General features: G+C 43.3%; 19 protein-coding genes, 1 tRNA gene and 1 other RNA gene. 10 read left to right on the forward strand and 11 right to left on the reverse strand.

Annotated features, from left to right (window positions below; all coding sequences use genetic code 11):
- Positions 1-122: 122 nt before the first annotated feature.
- Positions 123-212 (reverse strand) — tRNA-Ser (locus K1X66_00005).
- Positions 213-339: 127 nt separating this feature from the next.
- Between K1X66_00005 and rimO the strand changes: the two genes are divergently transcribed.
- From rimO to K1X66_00025, 4 genes are read left to right on the forward strand one after another with little or no spacing between them, the layout of a single operon-like run.
- Positions 340-1677, forward strand: a complete 1338-nt coding sequence (rimO, locus tag K1X66_00010; protein ID MBX7156757.1) for a 30S ribosomal protein S12 methylthiotransferase RimO — start codon at positions 340-342, stop codon at positions 1675-1677.
- Positions 1674-2297 carry a CDP-diacylglycerol--glycerol-3-phosphate 3-phosphatidyltransferase gene (pgsA, locus tag K1X66_00015; protein MBX7156758.1) on the forward strand — a complete coding sequence of 208 codons (624 nt, stop codon included), beginning with the start codon at positions 1674-1676 and terminating at the stop codon, positions 2295-2297. Before rimO ends, pgsA begins: the two co-directional genes overlap by 4 nt.
- Positions 2298-2342: 45 nt before the next feature.
- Entirely contained in the window at positions 2343-5183 is a 2841-nt protein-coding gene (locus tag K1X66_00020; GenBank protein ID MBX7156759.1) for an aconitate hydratase, read from the forward strand.
- Between the two features lie 4 nt (positions 5184-5187).
- On the forward strand, positions 5188-5346 hold the full coding sequence (locus K1X66_00025; GenBank protein ID MBX7156760.1) for a DUF1328 domain-containing protein: 159 nt from the start codon (positions 5188-5190) through the stop codon (positions 5344-5346).
- Positions 5347-5378: 32 nt separating this feature from the next.
- Here the strand turns inward: K1X66_00025 and K1X66_00030 are convergent, their stop codons facing one another.
- Positions 5379-6176: a hypothetical protein gene (locus K1X66_00030; protein MBX7156761.1), complete on the reverse strand. Its 798-nt coding sequence runs from the start codon at positions 6174-6176 to the stop codon at positions 5379-5381.
- Positions 6177-6275: 99 nt separating this feature from the next.
- Positions 6276-6701, reverse strand: an RNA gene (rnpB, locus tag K1X66_00035) — RNase P RNA component class A.
- A gap of 61 nt (positions 6702-6762) precedes the next feature.
- Here rnpB and K1X66_00040 point away from each other — a divergent pair.
- Positions 6763-7563: a histidinol-phosphatase HisJ family protein gene (locus K1X66_00040; GenBank protein MBX7156762.1), complete on the forward strand. Its 801-nt coding sequence runs from the start codon at positions 6763-6765 to the stop codon at positions 7561-7563.
- On the opposite strand, the gene ispD is transcribed toward K1X66_00040, so the two are convergent.
- The 8 genes from ispD to K1X66_00080 all read right to left on the reverse strand — a co-directional run bounded on the left by ispD (position 7560) and on the right by K1X66_00080 (position 13674).
- Positions 7560-8240 carry a 2-C-methyl-D-erythritol 4-phosphate cytidylyltransferase gene (gene ispD / locus K1X66_00045; protein ID MBX7156763.1) on the reverse strand — a complete coding sequence of 227 codons (681 nt, stop codon included), beginning with the start codon at positions 8238-8240 and terminating at the stop codon, positions 7560-7562. The two genes, K1X66_00040 and ispD, sit on opposite strands and share 4 nt — an antisense overlap.
- Before the next feature lie 2 nt (positions 8241-8242).
- Positions 8243-8989 (reverse strand): MlaD family protein, encoded by a 747-nt coding sequence (locus tag K1X66_00050; GenBank protein ID MBX7156764.1) that lies wholly within the window; start codon positions 8987-8989, stop codon positions 8243-8245.
- A 4-nt stretch (positions 8990-8993) separates the two neighbouring features.
- Positions 8994-9755 carry an ABC transporter ATP-binding protein gene (locus tag K1X66_00055; protein ID MBX7156765.1) on the reverse strand — a complete coding sequence of 254 codons (762 nt, stop codon included), beginning with the start codon at positions 9753-9755 and terminating at the stop codon, positions 8994-8996.
- Positions 9752-10549 (reverse strand): ABC transporter permease, encoded by a 798-nt coding sequence (locus tag K1X66_00060; protein ID MBX7156766.1) that lies wholly within the window; start codon positions 10547-10549, stop codon positions 9752-9754. Before K1X66_00060 ends, K1X66_00055 begins: the two co-directional genes overlap by 4 nt.
- Before the next feature lie 278 nt (positions 10550-10827).
- Positions 10828-11277 (reverse strand): YraN family protein, encoded by a 450-nt coding sequence (locus K1X66_00065; protein MBX7156767.1) that lies wholly within the window; start codon positions 11275-11277, stop codon positions 10828-10830.
- Entirely contained in the window at positions 11204-11839 is a 636-nt protein-coding gene (locus K1X66_00070; protein MBX7156768.1) for a ribonuclease HII, read from the reverse strand. The genes K1X66_00065 and K1X66_00070 overlap by 74 nt, the downstream gene beginning before the upstream one ends.
- Entirely contained in the window at positions 11840-12205 is a 366-nt protein-coding gene (rplS, locus tag K1X66_00075; GenBank protein MBX7156769.1) for a 50S ribosomal protein L19, read from the reverse strand.
- A 173-nt stretch (positions 12206-12378) separates the two neighbouring features.
- Entirely contained in the window at positions 12379-13674 is a 1296-nt protein-coding gene (locus K1X66_00080) for a hypothetical protein (GenBank protein ID MBX7156770.1), read from the reverse strand.
- Between the two features lie 221 nt (positions 13675-13895).
- Between K1X66_00080 and K1X66_00085 the strand changes: the two genes are divergently transcribed.
- The 5 genes from K1X66_00085 (at position 13896) to K1X66_00105 (ending at position 16142) form a co-directional block, all read left to right on the forward strand.
- Positions 13896-14468 (forward strand): HupE/UreJ family protein, encoded by a 573-nt coding sequence (locus K1X66_00085; GenBank protein ID MBX7156771.1) that lies wholly within the window; start codon positions 13896-13898, stop codon positions 14466-14468.
- Between the two features lie 69 nt (positions 14469-14537).
- On the forward strand, positions 14538-14933 hold the full coding sequence (locus K1X66_00090) for an ApaG domain (GenBank protein ID MBX7156772.1): 396 nt from the start codon (positions 14538-14540) through the stop codon (positions 14931-14933).
- Between the two features lie 10 nt (positions 14934-14943).
- Positions 14944-15219: a hypothetical protein gene (locus K1X66_00095; GenBank protein MBX7156773.1), complete on the forward strand. Its 276-nt coding sequence runs from the start codon at positions 14944-14946 to the stop codon at positions 15217-15219.
- Positions 15216-15500, forward strand: coding sequence for a BrnA antitoxin family protein (locus tag K1X66_00100; protein MBX7156774.1), 285 nt, complete (start codon positions 15216-15218; stop codon positions 15498-15500). Before K1X66_00095 ends, K1X66_00100 begins: the two co-directional genes overlap by 4 nt.
- Before the next feature lie 36 nt (positions 15501-15536).
- Positions 15537-16142, forward strand: coding sequence for a type II secretion system GspH family protein (locus K1X66_00105; GenBank protein ID MBX7156775.1), 606 nt, complete (start codon positions 15537-15539; stop codon positions 16140-16142).
- Positions 16143-16161: the final 19 nt, after the last annotated feature.

A 16161-nucleotide genomic window follows, 5' to 3' on the forward strand; every position in this document is an offset into this window, starting at 1 on the left:
CACTCGCTATAAACAAAATAGAAATAATTAACAGCGACCATTTTTTAACTAATGCGTATGATTTAATCTTATTTAAGTAAAAATAGCTTTGCTTTAACATAGACATAAAATTTATTAAATGACGGTGAGAGAGGGATTCGAACCCTCGGTCCCGCTTTACACAGGACGGCGGTTTAGCAAACCGCTGCTTTCGACCACTCAGCCATCTCACCCACAGATAATTGGTAGTTTAAGCGGCTTTTTCGCCAGGCGCAAGAAGGTAATCTTGATTGAATCAAAATTTCGCCTAGACCAAGTATTATGCCAGTAACTGCTGTTCTCGATCGCCCGCAAGTGGGCATGATTTCCCTGGGTTGCGCCAAAAATTTGGTGGACGCCGAGATCATGCTAGGCTGCTTGCAAAAGGAAGGTTACCCCATCACCAATGAAGCCGAGAAAGCGGATATTTTAATTGTTAACACGTGCAGTTTCATCGAAAGCGCTAAAGAAGAAAGCATTGAAGCCATTCTTGAGGCAAACCGTTACAAAGGATTGCGCAAAAGCGGTCATTCGCAAAAACTTATTGTTGCTGGTTGCATGGCTCAACGTTTTAGCAAAGAGTTGCCGGAAGCCTTGCCAGAAGTGGATGCTTTTATTGGACTAGACCAAATCAAAGATATTACCTCAATCGTCGACCAAGTCTGGCAAGAGTCGGGAGAAAAAAATTATGTCACACCACGACCACGTTATATTCCTGATTTTGACACGCCACGACTTCGCTTAACACCCAATCATTACGCTTACATAAAAATTGCCGAGGGCTGCAATCATCCCTGCTCTTTTTGTATCATTCCTCAAATGCGAGGACGTCACCGCAGTCGCACTGTGGAATCCATCGTCGCTGAAGCGCGCGCTTTAATTCACAGTGGCGTTAAGGAATTAATTCTCATTTCCCAGGACACCACTTATTTTGGCATGGACTCATGGGAGCAACGCGCCACTCCCAGACAACAAGTTGATTCGTCACGCGGTCAAAGCCTGATTCATCTGTTGCGCGAATTGAACGCCATTGAAGGCGATTTTTGGATTCGACTTCTTTACACCCATCCCGCGCATTGGAGCCAGGAATTAATGGAAACGATTGCTGCTTGTGAAAAAATTGCGCGCTATATCGATATTCCACTGCAACACATTCATGAAAAAATGCTGCAACTGATGCGACGCGAAACTTCAGAGCAACACATTCGCGATTTGATTGTTCAAATGAGAAAAATCATCCCCGACATCGCTATTCGAACCACATTTATTGTTGGTTTTCCTGGAGAAACCGAAAACCATTTTCAACATCTCCTCAATTTCATTGAAGAGACCCATTTTGAAAGACTTGGCATTTTTACTTATTCCCTGGAAGAGGGCACACGCGCCTATCAATTTCCTGATCATCTCTCGGCAGAAATCAAGCAAGAGCGATTTCATCAAGCCATGAAACTTCAAAAAAAATTAGCTCGAAAAATTCAACAAAGTCGCATTGGCACGCGACAAAAAATTCTCGTGGATACACCCGGTTTGGGTCGCACCCAGGCCGATGCTCCAGAAATTGATGGCAAGGTATTTTGCGATAAAAATTTAGCGCCTGGCCAATTTGCTGAAGTTCTTATAAAAGAAGCAACCGACTATGATTTAATCGCCCAAGCATGAACATCCCCAATCAAATTACCATTGCGCGATTAATTCTCACGCTACTTTTTGTAGTGGCCATTTCTTATGAATCTAGCTTTCAAGCCATCATTACCTTTAGTATTTTTGTCATTGCAAGCCTAACCGATTGGCTAGATGGTTATCTCGCTAGAAAATGGAATCAAACCACCGATCTGGGAAAATTGTTGGATCCTCTAGCAGATAAAATTCTTGTCACTTCCGCCCTCTTTTTTCTTGTTTACGTCGATATGGTTCCCGTCTGGATGGCTATTCTTATGGTGTCTCGAGAATTTCTAATCACTGGTTTGCGACTTATCGCTACCGCCAAGGGCGTCGTTTTAGCAGCAGAACGCACCGGTAAACATAAAACGATTTCTCAAATCGTTGCCATTCTCCTGGCTTTGGCTTATCTAGCTGTAGAAGAAATTCAATTTCAATTAGGCGATAAAACTTTTCTTCCTGAAAAAATCGTTAGCAACCTTGATTTTTTGATCACGCTTAGTTTTTGGATTGCCACACTACTTACCATAGCTTCGGGTTTTCTTTATTTTCAAAAAAATCGCCATTTTCTTACCGAAAATTTTATTACTTCGACTTCGAAAAAAACTTTTCACTCCTAGAATTCTAACTTGCAAAACTTAGTCTAAATCTCAAATTGACATCTCATGAAATCATTACCCGAAACTTTAACAACTTTTGATCTTGGCAACAATAAAAATGGCCATTTTTATTCTCTTCCTGCATTGGAAAAAGCCGGCATTGGACCCATCTCTCGTTTGCCCATTTCCATTCGAATTGTTTTGGAATCGGTTTTACGTCATTGCGATGGAGAAAAAATAACTGCAAAAGATGTCACAACCTTGGCGAATTGGCAGCCAGGCGCTGAACGTGTTGATGAAATTCCCTTTACCGTAGCGCGCATTATTCTTCAAGATTTCACTGGAGTTCCGTTGCTAGTGGATCTCGCAGCGATGCGCGACGCTGTTGCGCGACTCAAACAAGATCCCAAACTCATTGAACCCTTAGTGCCTGTAGACTTAGTCGTCGACCACTCTGTTCAAGTCGATTTTGCTGGCGAGCCTCGAGCCTTTCAATTGAATTTGGATTACGAATTTAAACGTAACCGCGAACGTTATCAGTTCCTCAAATGGGGAATGCAAGCGTTTGAAACTTTCAAGGTAGTTCCCCCAGGCATTGGCATTGTTCACCAGGTTAATTTGGAATATCTCGCTAAAGGCGTGATTGTTAAAGAGTGCGAGATTTCAGGAAAAAAAATTCAAATCTATTATCCCGACACACTCGTCGGCACCGATTCGCACACCACGATGATTAATGGTCTCGGCATTGTCGGATGGGGCGTTGGTGGCATTGAAGCCGAAGCGGGAATGCTCGGTCAACCCGTTTACTTTTTAACGCCTGATGTAGTGGGCGTGCATCTCACTGGCACACTAAAAGAAGGTGTTACAGCTACCGACTTAGCGCTAACTATCACTCAACTTTTGCGTCAAACTAAAGTCGTCGGAAAATTTGTGGAATTTTTCGGTCCTGGCGCCGAAGCGTTACCTGTTGTCGATCGCGCCACTATTGCCAACATGGCTCCGGAATATGGCGCAACGATGGGATTTTTCCCGATTGACACCGAATGCGTAAATTATTTGCGCGCCACAGGTCGCAGTGAAGAACATTGTAAACTTTACGAAAATTATTATCGCGCTCAGGGATTATGGGGCGTTCCTAAAAAAGGTGAAATTGACTACTCTCAAGTTGTTGAATTGGATCTCAACACAGTAACCCCTAGCGTCGCCGGCCCCAAACGGCCTCAAGATCGTATTCAACTTAACAATCTTAAAAATAAATTTGTCGAACTCTTCAGTAAACCCGTTTCAGAAAGTGGCTATGCCAAGTCGCTAGATGAATTAAACAAGCGCGTAAAAATTAATAATCATCACCGACCCCATGTGGAACCTCTTCAGGATTACGGCATGCGAAAAGAACGAGTTTCACCCAGTGAAAGTGAAATGCGTGATCAACACCCTGCGCCAGATTCCGTTGCCAATGTAAATCCTGAACTTCATGCTGAAATCGGTCATGGCAGCGTTCTCATTGCCGCCATTACCAGTTGCACCAACACTTCCAATCCCAGTGTGATGTTAGCTGCTGGTTTGTTAGCGAAAAAAGCGGTGGAACGCGGTTTAAAAGTTTCTCCCACTATTAAAACATCCCTAGCGCCAGGTTCGCGCGTGGTCAGTGAATATTTTGCTCAAACCGGCTTGCAAACTTATCTGGACCAACTTGGTTTCAATCTCGTAGGCTATGGTTGCACGACTTGCATCGGTAACAGCGGCCCGCTAGAAAGTCATATTGAAGAAGCTGTTCTCAAAAATGATCTCGTTGCAGCATCGGTGCTTTCGGGCAATCGCAACTTTGAAGCGCGCGTGCATCAAAGTATCAAAGCCAACTTTCTCATGTCGCCACCGTTAGTTGTGGCTTTCGCTCTGGCAGGCAGGGTTGACCTTGATCTGAGTCAAGAACCTCTCGGAACTGATAAAGAAGGAAAATCCGTTTACTTGAAAGATATCTGGCCTAGTCAACAAGAAGTTCGTGACACTTTGCGCACTGCATTAAAAGCAGAAATGTTTCAAAAATTATATCGCGATTTTGCTGATCAAAATCCGAAATGGAACGAAATTCCTTCTTCGACTGGCGCAATCTATGAATGGAATAAAGAATCCACTTACATTCACAATCCTCCTTTCTTTGAAAATTTTTCTTTAGATTACCCGCCCATTCAGGAAATCAAACAAGCGCGAGCCTTGGGAATTTTCGCTGACAGCATCACCACGGACCATATTTCGCCAGCCGGTGCAATCAAAAAAACTTCGCCTGCTGGACTTTTCCTTCAAGATCACGGTGTCAAAGCTGAAGACTTTAATAGCTATGGCTCACGACGTGGTAATGATCTCGTTATGACTCGAGGAACCTTTGCCAATGTGCGCATTAAAAATCTAATGCTCAACGGCGAAGAGGGCGGCAACACCTTGCTTCAACCTAATGGCGAAAAAATGTCCATCTTCGACGCTGCCATGCAATATAAAAAACAAGATATTCCGTTGGTCGTAATCGCAGGTCAGGAATATGGCACCGGCTCTTCACGCGACTGGGCAGCCAAGGGAACCGCTTTGCTCGGTGTCAAAGCAGTCATTGCGCAAAGCTATGAACGCATCCATCGTTCAAACCTCGTAGGCATGGGCGTGCTTCCGCTTCAATTTTTAGAGGGAACCAATGCCGCCACTCTTCAACTCGATGGCACTGAAATTTATGATATCGTAGGTTTAGATCAAAATTTAAAACCTCAACAAAATCTTACCCTTCGCATCACGCGAAAAAACGGAACTATCGCTGAAGTCCCGGTTAAATGCCGCATCGATACTCCTATTGAAATTGATTATTATCAGCATGGCGGCATATTGTCTTACGTCTTAAGACAACTTTTAAAGAAAGGATAATCTTATGTTAAGTTATGCGCTAATTTTTTTAATCGTCGCCATCATTGCTGGCGTTTTAGGTTTTGGATTTATCGCTGGCACCGCAGCTTGGATTGCCAAAGTGCTTTTTATTATTTTCCTTATTCTTTTTATCCTTTCCTTAATTCGTGGAAGGCGACCTTAAAAAAGCGCAAAACACAAGCTGCTCTTAACTATTTAATAAGCCATCCCAGGCCCACCGGCTTTTACAAAATCTTCTGCATAGCTCCAAGCATTTTGCACTGCCGGTTTTTTCACTATTTCATCTCCTAATTTATTCGCTTTAGTTGTCAAACAAGAAAAAATATCACTTCTTTTAACTCCATCCGCAGGATCAATTAAACAGCCGACTATCATGTCAGCCGGACCTGCAACAACATCCAGCATATCTAAAGCAGACCAAGCCAAATCGGCCGAAGTAACTTCTCCTTTTTCTCCACCCGTCATAGCAAAAGGAAAAACTAAAGAATGATGAGAACCCTTTCGAACAATTCCCATCTCATACTCAAAGTTTTTCAACGCAAGTTTATGCTCTGATAATTTTTGTTTGAAATCATCTACCCAAGTGGTGGTTTTATGAATTTCTGCATCAGCTATAGTAACAGCCTCAGTATTACCTTCACTCAAAGCTTGCTTACGGATTTGTTTTAAATCACGGATATAATCGTTCAATCCTTTAATTAATCCTTCTTGTTCTTTAATAGCAGCTCTTAGTGCCTGCCGATCCTCTCGCGTCTCAAATCTCACCTCTGCTACAATGTCTCGATCCGTTGTCTTTCGCCTGACTATCACGGCTTCAAGATCGGGACCTAATACCTTAACCTCCGGAGATAATTTTCCTATCTCTTTTGCAATATCACGAAGTGCTAATTCATTTCCTACCCATAGTTCGCTAAAATTTCCAGCATGTGTCATGCTTTTTTTGCCTAAAATACCAATTTCTTCCAAAAGAGTTTTAACAAGCTTTTTAATCATATTACTTTTTTATAGTTTCATTAAAAAAATAACACCAATAATACAAATTAAAACCTTAAAAAGCGCGAGGCGCTTTACTTTCGCAAAGCGCCTCACTTTCGCTTGAGGGCCGTAAGCCGAATTCTGTTCACTTTATCCCGCCGAGGCGGGACAAAGGGACAACCATTTCTCTTTCCACAAAAATTAATTTGTGAAATCCCGCCGCGGCGGGATGCGGCTAGTACCCGAGGCTGATCCGGCAACTGCCGGACCGCGCGAACCACGCATGGCCTCTGTTCTGCCTTGCACCGCGTGAGGTTTTTCTAGCTTCCACTCTCGCAAGATGGAACGGTGGGCTCTTACCCCGCCTTTTCACCCTTATCCGGCAGCTGCCGGACGGTTTATTTTCTGTAACACTTTCTGTCATTGGGATCTTTCGAAACCCAATGCCTCCCTTTTCAAGGAGCACGCTGTTCTATGGTGTTCGGACTTTCCTCTCCCTAGTCCCACCGTGGTAGGAACAAGGCAGCGATTGTCACACCCTCATTTTTGATTATAGCATAAAAAGATAAGCTGTAAATTTTGTAAAATCGTTTAAAGCTAAATGATGCGTTTTGACTATCACATGCACACACCGCTTTGTCAGCATGCCAAAGGCAGTCCCGTAGATTATGCCAAAGCCGCAAAAGCGTCAGGATTAAAAGAAATCGGTTTTTCCGATCATTGCCCCATGCCAACACAATATGACGACTGGCGAATGGCGCCTCACGAATTTCCCGATTATCTGGACCTCGTGGAAGAAGCTCGCCAAGCAGTTCCCGAACTCAATATTCGATTGGGCTTGGAAGCCGATTATATTGCGGGTTTCGAAAATCATATTCGCGAGTTAAGAAAACAAGCGGCTTTTGATTATTTTATTGGTTCCGTCCATTACATCAGTCCCGACTGGGATTTGGATAATCCCACCAAACTAGAAAAATGGAAGGATCAGCCTTACGAAGTGAGCTGGAAACAATATTACCGTTGCATCACGGAATCGGCGCAAAGTGGTCTATTTGACATCATTGGTCACCCCGATTTATGCAAAAAATTCTGTCACATTCCGCCCGGCGATTTAACTCCTTACTATTTGCCAGCGCTCGAAGCGATTGCTGACAATAAACTTTGCATCGAAATTAACACTTCGGGACGTCACAAGCCCATTGAAGAAGCTTATCCCAGTGTTCGGTTTCTTGAGTTGGCGTTTGAAAGAGATATCCCGATTGTGATCTCTTCCGATGCGCACAACCCCGAAGAGGTAGGACGCGATTTCGATTGGGCCAAACAGTTTGCCTGGGATGTTGGCTACCGTTTTGTGCAACAGTTTCGAGAAGGAAAACGGCTCCCTGTCCCACTTTCAGAATTTTAATAGGTGGAACGCGACTGTAAAATGCCTTCCGCCACGATCAAATCCTGCGGTCGAGTCATTTTTAAATTAGGCTCGTCGCATAATACGACTTGCACCGATTTTCCCATTCTTTCTACCACGGCTGTGTCATCGGTCAAAATCTCCTGGGTCGCCATTAACTTTTGATAAGCCTCTCGAATTAAAGAAGCATGAAAAATTTGAGGTGTCTGCACAGCAACCAAACAATCTCGATCTAAAGTTTTTGTAACAAAACCCTTTTCATCGACTTCTTTAATCGTATCGGCCAACGCTGAGCCACAAACTGCTGCTCCCGTTTTTTGTGCCGCATCGACAACAGCATCAACAATTTTCCGAGTAATCAAAGGTCGCGCAGCATCGTGAATTAAAACCAAATCATTACTAGGATTCGCTGCTTGCAATCCATTCCAAACGGAATGTTGCCGTTCTTTACCGCCTTCAATCCATTGTTTTACTTTAGTAATAGTTTCAGGAAGATGATTTTGAAATAACGTTTTCGCTTCTGAGCGCGTTACCATGATAATTTCAGTGATCAGGGGATGAGCCTCAAAAATTTCCAAACAATAAAAAAAAACCGGTTTACCACAAAGCGGAAGAAATAATTTATCCTTACCCATGCGACGACTGCTGCCCGCAGCAACTACCACAGCAGAAATCATAACTAATGTCTCGCTTTGTCCTCTTCTTGAGATGCCACATCTTTATACCATAAAATGCCGCGGGTTCGAAGATTATAGATAAAATCGCGTAAATCCTGTGCCATTCTTTTATCAGTTAAAACTTTTGCAAGTAATCCCTGTCCCTTTTCCGCTTGCGCCAATAAATTATCCGTGCGATTTAAAACGGAATTCAATTTCGACACAGCATTTTTTAAATTATCTTTAGTAGCATCATCTAAAATTTCTTCGTCTACCTTCACCAAAATTTGATTCAAACGGTTCAAAGCTTCTTGCGATTTTTGGATTACTGGTCGGGCATCACTTGTCAAATCCCCAATACCCGTCGTGCGCGAACCCTCGGTAGTTTCGTTAGCTTTAATAAAGGAAGCCTTGGCATCGCTATTCGGCTGCACTTCCACATAGCGATCCCCTAACAAACCCGATTCACGAATAACAAACTTGGAACCTTCACGAATTTGATATTCTTTTCCCAACCCAATCTGAATCAAAGCCCGATCGCCTCCCTCACCCAGTGAAGGCGATGACACCACTTTGCCAATGTGTACGCCCGACATCAAAACTTTAGATCCTTTAATAATTCCGCTTGCGCTGGGAAAAGCCACAGTAATCCGATAATCATCATGCACCGAACTTTGCTCCACACCCACAATGAGAACTAAAGTCGCAGCTGTCACTAGTCCGACGAGAACAAAAATCCCAACAACAATTTCAATACCCCGTTTTTCCATAATTTTAAATCATGACTTCGCTGGTGTCAGACACTCCCTCAATAAAATGTTGAATCGCTTCATCTTTACTTTTCTGAAAATTTTCTGGTGTATCAATCTTATAAATAACGCCTTCTCGCAACATAGCAATCCGATCGGCAATAGCAAAGACACTTTTCATATCATGCGTCACCACTACACTCGTGACACCGTAACGCTCGCTGATCTGATTAATTAACTGATTAATACTATCCGCCGTAATCGGATCCAATCCTGTCGTCGGCTCATCATAGAGAATTATTTCTGGCAGACGCGCAATCGCTCGCGCCAAAGCGACGCGTTTCTTCATGCCTCCACTTAACTCCGATGGCATTTTCCGCTCTTGATTAGGCAATCCGACCGCCTCCAACACTTCTGCCACGCGCTCTTTAATTTCTTTAGCAGTAAACTTTTTTTCCTCTTTCAAAGGAAAACCAACATTCGCCTCAACCGAAAGGGAATCAAAAAGTGCTCCTCCTTGAAAAACGATGCCAATTTTTTTTCGGATCGGGACCATCTCCATTTCATTTAAACCCACCACATTTTTACCATCCACCAAAATTTGCCCCTTATCGGGCTTCATTAACCCAATCAAATGCTTTAACAAAACGCTTTTGCCGCAACCACTTCGCCCGATAACCACTAAACGTTCCGCGCGATGAATTTGAAGACTCACCCCTCGCAACACATGCTGTTTTCCCAGCCGTTTCTCCAAATTCTTAAACTCGATAACAACGTCGTCTTTCATGAAGCCGGAAATAATGAATTTAACATGAACGTGAAAAAGAAATTCGCGATCAAAACACTCAAAGAGGAGCTTACTGCCGCTTCGGTCGTCGCTTTACCCACGCTTTCCGCTCCCGTGCCCGACATCAACCCTTTATGACACGACACACTTACAATAATAATAGAAAATAAAAATGCTTTAATCAAACCAATCCACATGTCGCGCGCCTCGGTAAACTGCAAAATATTATACCAGTAATAAGTGCCATCCACTCCCAGAAGCGGCACTGCCACCACATAACCCGCTGCCATTCCTCCCGCAATTGCCATCGCCACCAATGCAGGTAATGAAATCATCATCGCCACGAATCGTGGGACGATCAGATATTCAATCGGATAAACCGCCAACGCGCGCAACGCATCAATCTGCTCCGAAATTTTCATCGTGGCCAACTCTGCAGCCATTGCCGAACCCACTCGTCCCGCAATCATGAGTGCACTTAACACCGGACCTAACTCGCGACACATAGCCAAAGTCGCTACCGAACCTGTAGCGGAATCCATACCGAGTCGATGAAATTGAAACTGAATCTGCGCGGCAAACACCGCTCCCGTAAAAATGCCCGTTGTTAAAACCACAACCTGAGATCGCACCCCTACAAAATAAATTTGTTGAATCGTCTGCTTCATCCGCAATGGTCGCGAAAAAAAACAGCGAAACGTTTCCATCATCAACAAAGCCACCTCGCCTAACTGTTCAATAAAGGAGATAGCAAGTCTGCCCGCTTTTAAAAAAAATGATTGAAACCAACGCATAATCAGAGATGATTTCATAAGTAATCATAGGCTGCGCCGCAAGGATTTTGTGATGAAGTGCGAGGAATAAGGAAGGAGCCTATGTTAATATATAGGCGACTGATCGAATGACAAAGTAATTCAAACAAAAGATTGCGGCCTTTCGGTTACGTTCCTTTTGGCATAGCTCTGCGTCGCTCCTCGGTCGGTTATCTAGTTTCGATAGCCTTCCTCTTCGCTTCTTGATCTTTGCCAAAATGGATTCGTAACGCAACTTATGATTAATTATGAAACCATCTCTAGTAAAGATAAGGCTCCGTTAATTCAAATGCATTTCTTATCAAAAAGCAGGTTGAATTTTTTTCTATTTCTTGAGCAAGTTCCACCTCCACCACATCAAATCGAAAAATAAGAGAAGGATTCCCGAGTAAACGCAAATATTCCAAGGCAGTTTTGGATAATCGTTTTTGCTTAGCACGATCCACAAACTCCCCCGGTCTGCCAAACTCTGTGGAACTGCGCGCTTTCACTTCCACAAATGCCAAAACTTCACCATCTCGACACACTAAATCAATCTCTCCACCTCTACCCCGGAACCGTTTCAGTAAAATTTTATATCCTTGTCCTCGTAAAAAATCGGCAGCAACAGCTTCACCCCATCTCCCTATATCGCAATCAACACTCTGCTTTTTGCCCAATCGCTTGCATAACCGGCGCAAACGAGTTGCGATGAATGGGGCAAGGGCCATAACGTTTCAACGCCTCCAAATGTTGAGGTGTGCCATAACCTTTATGTTCATCAAATCCATAATGAGGCCATTGCTGATGCCATTCGCGCATCAAACGATCCCTCACTACTTTAGCAATAATTGACGCGGCAGCAATGGAATAACTCAGTCGATCACCGCTCACAATGCCTTCATGAGGAAAAGGAAAATCTCGAAAAGGTCGTCCATCTATTAGCACCCAATCCGGAGGCGATACAAATTGGCACAGTGCCAACTCCATCGCGCTTCGTGTAGCTTGATAAATATTATCCCGATCAATCTCTTCGACCGAAACAACTGCGTAATGCCAGGTCATCTGTAAAGTTTCGGTTAAACGCGTAAAAAGTTCTTCTCTTTTTTTTTCTGATAATAATTTGGAATCCTTTATCCCTTTGACTTCCCGCTTTGAAACGCATCCATTCAAACAGACCGCAGCGGCAACCACTGGCCCCGCAAGCGGCCCTCGACCGGCCTCATCAACTCCGACTACGTAACGAAACCCTTTTTTTTGAGCGCTTTCTTCGAATTGAAAACTCGGCTTCAACTATTTTTTAGTAGATGAAGCTTTTAATTCTTTGACTGTAATCGCATCACGCCCTTCCACACCTCGAAGATAATAAAGCTTGGCACGACGCACATGACCCCGTTTCTCAACCTGAATCTTTTCAATAATCGGCGAATGCAAAGGGAAAACGCGTTCCACACCTTCACCATAAGAAATGCGGCGCACGGTAAACTGCGCATTCAACCCGCGCCCTTTTTTAGCGATCACCAATCCGGCAAAAACCTGCACCCGTTCCTTTTCCCCTTCCTTCACACGAGTATGGACTTTAATCGTATCGCCCACGCGAAAAGGGGTGATTTCCTTTTTAAACTGTTCCGATTCAATTTTTTCAATTAACAAATTCATAACTAACCTTTGATTTGAGAAGACATGGCACGTTACCGATTTCTCAAAACAGGTCAAGTCTTGTGGTAAATTCTTTAAAAAAAACTAAAATCTGACCCTAAAAGAAGATCGCAATTTTTAAATCAAATAGCGCATTACCAATCTTGTCTCAAGATTGATCGGATGCCGCACCCTTAAATGATGTTTAATGGGCTCAAAACAAGACGATTATCGTTTGGATCCAAGATTTGACGAGTGGACTGATTTCTTTGAAATGATTTAGGTTGCAAAGAAGGATCTTTGAGAATGGATGATTGTAAAATAATTTCAATTTGCGCATCAGTAAGATGCTCTGAACCCCACAATTCTCTCACGCGAGTCGATGCCATCCGCGACATTAAATTAAAATCACTGTTGTGATGAAATCCTACACTATTACGACCCGTAGAACGATAATGACCGATAGAACGAAATGCTTTTTCGTCTTCTACCAAAACACTGTCAATTAAACAATGAACTGACTCGTGTCCCGGTGTTCTTGCTGCGGATCGATCAGAAGCAAATACGGCATTTTCTGTTTTTAATGAAATTCTTCTAAATTCCTTAGTATAGCTTATTCCATGCACCTTTCCTTCTAATAAAGGAGTGTCTCCCGTCATGACGAATCTAAGCCCCTTCTCAGGCGGATAAAATTTTGCTGTGTAACGCGCGAGCCTCCTAAGTTCTCTTGCGGATAGTCCATCTTCCAGCTTAATACCTCTGGGCAAATCGATAATTTTTGCTGGTAAAACTTCGACTTTAATTCCTGCGGGCGCCAGGGATTCTTGCATAAGAGCAGTTTTCTTTTCAGCATCCTTTTCCGTAGATAAAAGCCTTCCCTTTTTATCCCTAACTAGAAAAGGTTGAACTTCCATAACTTTTTTTATGGGAACTGAAACCGATGCCGTTTCTTGTTTACCTACCACATCATCTTGATAAGTCACAGTAATTTGACTGCCTAACTCCGCTAAAACCGTCTGATCTTTGGGATCATTATCTTTGTGGCCATTCAGTGGGTAGTTATCAAAGGATCGATTAGACACTAAAACAATAGGCTTCGAATAAAATGTGCCCGGTTGCTGCGGATCTTCATATAAATAAACCAGCGTAGAATCCTGATAAGAACTATCGGGATTCGTGGGATTGCTGCTTTCGATGTTAGCTACAATAAAACCTTTTCCAGCCAAAGCTGGATTTTCGTATCGGAGATAAAACCGGTCGTTGGATTTTTCAGGATTAAATTTAGAGTTAGCAATCGAACTCTTGTCAGAGGCTTGTAAGCTGTCATGCAAATTAGCAATATCTAAAGACGCAGCTTTTTTGCCTTTGAAATCCAAGATTTGCAGAGCGGGTTTTTCATAAGGTGTTAGAGTTAAACCGAGCCGATTTTTTACCGAGGACTCTACTAAACCATTTTTCTTGTCTCTACTTAAATTACGTCTTAAAGCCATACAACTTATTACTAAAACATAAATAAAACACAGCTTTAACTTTTATCAAGGACCCAACCTAAAAATTTTCGTAAAAAAGGGTGAAATTGAGACTGCTCGATAGATTTTAAATTAAGAATCTTAACTCTCTAATTCAACTTCAACTCCTGCCATTCTTACCTTCTTGACAACCCTCGACTAAATGTAATGATGAAAAAAACTGAAACCACAAGAACTTACCTATGCACAAACGAATCATCCTCATTCTCGCCAGTTGCTTAATAACTCCTGCACTTGCACAAGCTCACCCACTCCATACTGTTCATAGTTTCCCTCAAGGATTCACACATCCCTTCCTCGGTTTAGACCATCTTTTAGTCATGCTAGCCATCGGACTATGGGCCGTGCAACTGGGACAATCGGCTTTATGGCAACTACCTTGCGCATTTCTTGCGAGTATGATGGCGGGAGGATTTTGGGGCTCAAAACAAATTCCTCTACCCTTACTGGAGGACGGCATTTTAGCTTCAGTCATTTTATTAGGACTTTTGCTCATGTTAGCAAAACCTTTGCCTATTTCTGTTTCCCTATTAATTGTTGGAATTTCTGGCTGGATGCATGGCTACGCTCACGGCCTTGAAATTCCTATAGGCTACTCGGGTTTGAATTATGGTCTGGGCTTTCTCTTGGCAACAGCCAGTCTTCATGGCATCGGACTCATGTTGCCTCTTTTATTCGGACGCTCCATTTTACTCACGCGATGGGCAGGAGTAGGCATTTTAGTCAGTGGCTGCCTTATTATGCTTGGATCATAATTATCTAAGCTGATCGAAGTTTGAGTTAGAGTTGTCTAAGTTTTAAAAATCTCTTACCTTTAACAAACCATGATAAACACACTCCGAGAATTGCCCGGACTTTATGTTACGGTCGATAGCGTCATTCACATTCCTGAAGCCGATACGCCACCAGATAAACCCTTTGCTTTTCGCTACGATCTTTCCATTCACAATAAAAGCCAGGAAACGATTACCATTCAGGCACGTAAGTGGGTAGTCACTAATGAACAAGGCGAAAAATTAGTGGTAGAAGGCGATGGCGTGGTCGGAGTCAATCCTCACCTGGAACCTGGTGAAACGTTCAGCTATCACAGTTTCCATTTGATCGATACCCCTAGCATTGCCGAAGGCGCTTATTTCGGCACCACCGAAGAAGGCGAAAAAATCATGACTAAAATTCCTTCCTTCAACATGAAACCACCCATCTCACATAAACTTTCTTAACTCACTCATTATGGAATTCGACTGGAGTCTGGTTCCCGCGCTTTCGGCACAAAACCGACAACAAATCGAAGAATGCTTTGAAGATCCGTTTAACCTCAAACTCATGCCAGAAGAGCCTTTGGCAAAAGATCATCACCGCTTTTTTTGTCTCGGTAAAGACACTGCGCAAAACGGTTGGTTCATAGTCTATACCACAAACGGAAAACAACTTCGTATCTTAACAACTCGCCGGCTTAGCGAATCAGAAAATCATTATTACGAACGCAAACTGCGCGAGGTTTTATGAGCCACACTCCCACACAACGTCTAAAAAAATGGAATCAAGTACCAACCTTCACTTCACTAAAAGAAGAACAACAATACTGGATAGATACAGAACTGGAACCTGCCCTCATCAAAGAATCACTTTACAATCCTGAATCCACCGATTCCACCCTCATCACCTTGCGTTTAGATCCTCGCATGCTCGCTCGCTTGAAAAGATTAGCCCGCCAACGCTATCTCAACTACCAAAGCATGATCAAGCAATGGCTCGCCGAACGCTTGGAAAAAGAGTTAGAAAAATAATTTGCCTTCTCGCCCACTCCTATCCAAACTTAACTTATGCAAATCATCTCCAACCGTTCTCACCCGCAACGCGCCTTTACCCTTGTTGAACTCCTAATCGTCATTTCCATTATCGCCATCCTAGCCGGTCTCGGATTCCCGGCTCTCACCGCTGCCAAAAATGCCGCGCGCAAAACACAAACCGCCAGCTTGCTCAACACTATCAAAATTGGCATTACTGCTTACATGACCGAATACGGACGTCTACCAGATATCGGTTCGGCTTCTTCCGACGAAGAATATCGCTCCGACAGCCAGGAATTCAAAACCCTCGTCAACACTTTATCCGGAGCAAAAGATGACGATGCCGAAGCCATTCGATTAAATCCTCGACGCATTCCTTTCTGCGATTTTCAAGCCAAAGATTTTAAAAACGGCTCCATAAGCTCTCACGAACTCGTTGATGCCTGGAAACGTCCTTTTTACATCATCCTCGACTTCAATTACGACAATCTCATCGATCAAAATGCCATTGGCCAAAACATGCCTGCCGAACTTAAACCAGACGATGATATCTCCGGCAATGTCGCGCTATGGTCACAAGGCGCTGCCGTAACACCGGAAAAAATGAAACGCAGCGACCTGGTTTCCACCTGGCGATAATTTCACTTTAATTGTTGTA

The sequence above is a fragment of the Verrucomicrobiia bacterium genome (genome assembly GCA_019694135.1).
In the GTDB taxonomy this organism is placed as follows: Bacteria; Verrucomicrobiota; Verrucomicrobiia; order JADLBR01; family JAIBCM01; genus JAIBCM01.

Bases quoted from the DNA above. Each gene is read 5' to 3' on its own strand.
- rimO (MBX7156757.1), top strand. From the start codon at position 340: ATGATTTCCCTGGGTTGCGCCAAAAATTTGGTGGACGCCGAGATCATG.
- pgsA (MBX7156758.1), top strand. From the start codon at position 1,674: ATGAACATCCCCAATCAAATTACCATTGCGCGATTAATTCTCACGCTA.
- K1X66_00020 (MBX7156759.1), top strand. From the start codon at position 2,343: ATGAAATCATTACCCGAAACTTTAACAACTTTTGATCTTGGCAACAAT.
- K1X66_00025 (MBX7156760.1), top strand. From the start codon at position 5,188: ATGTTAAGTTATGCGCTAATTTTTTTAATCGTCGCCATCATTGCTGGC.
- K1X66_00030 (MBX7156761.1), bottom strand. From the start codon at position 6,176: ATGATTAAAAAGCTTGTTAAAACTCTTTTGGAAGAAATTGGTATTTTA.
- K1X66_00040 (MBX7156762.1), top strand. From the start codon at position 6,763: ATGCGTTTTGACTATCACATGCACACACCGCTTTGTCAGCATGCCAAA.
- ispD (MBX7156763.1), bottom strand. From the start codon at position 8,240: ATGATTTCTGCTGTGGTAGTTGCTGCGGGCAGCAGTCGTCGCATGGGT.
- K1X66_00050 (MBX7156764.1), bottom strand. From the start codon at position 8,989: ATGGAAAAACGGGGTATTGAAATTGTTGTTGGGATTTTTGTTCTCGTC.
- K1X66_00055 (MBX7156765.1), bottom strand. From the start codon at position 9,755: ATGAAAGACGACGTTGTTATCGAGTTTAAGAATTTGGAGAAACGGCTG.
- K1X66_00060 (MBX7156766.1), bottom strand. From the start codon at position 10,549: ATGCGTTGGTTTCAATCATTTTTTTTAAAAGCGGGCAGACTTGCTATC.
- K1X66_00065 (MBX7156767.1), bottom strand. From the start codon at position 11,277: ATGGCCCTTGCCCCATTCATCGCAACTCGTTTGCGCCGGTTATGCAAG.
- rplS (MBX7156769.1), bottom strand. From the start codon at position 12,205: ATGAATTTGTTAATTGAAAAAATTGAATCGGAACAGTTTAAAAAGGAA.
- K1X66_00080 (MBX7156770.1), bottom strand. From the start codon at position 13,674: ATGGCTTTAAGACGTAATTTAAGTAGAGACAAGAAAAATGGTTTAGTA.
- K1X66_00085 (MBX7156771.1), top strand. From the start codon at position 13,896: ATGCACAAACGAATCATCCTCATTCTCGCCAGTTGCTTAATAACTCCT.
- K1X66_00090 (MBX7156772.1), top strand. From the start codon at position 14,538: ATGATAAACACACTCCGAGAATTGCCCGGACTTTATGTTACGGTCGAT.
- K1X66_00095 (MBX7156773.1), top strand. From the start codon at position 14,944: ATGGAATTCGACTGGAGTCTGGTTCCCGCGCTTTCGGCACAAAACCGA.
- K1X66_00100 (MBX7156774.1), top strand. From the start codon at position 15,216: ATGAGCCACACTCCCACACAACGTCTAAAAAAATGGAATCAAGTACCA.
- K1X66_00105 (MBX7156775.1), top strand. From the start codon at position 15,537: ATGCAAATCATCTCCAACCGTTCTCACCCGCAACGCGCCTTTACCCTT.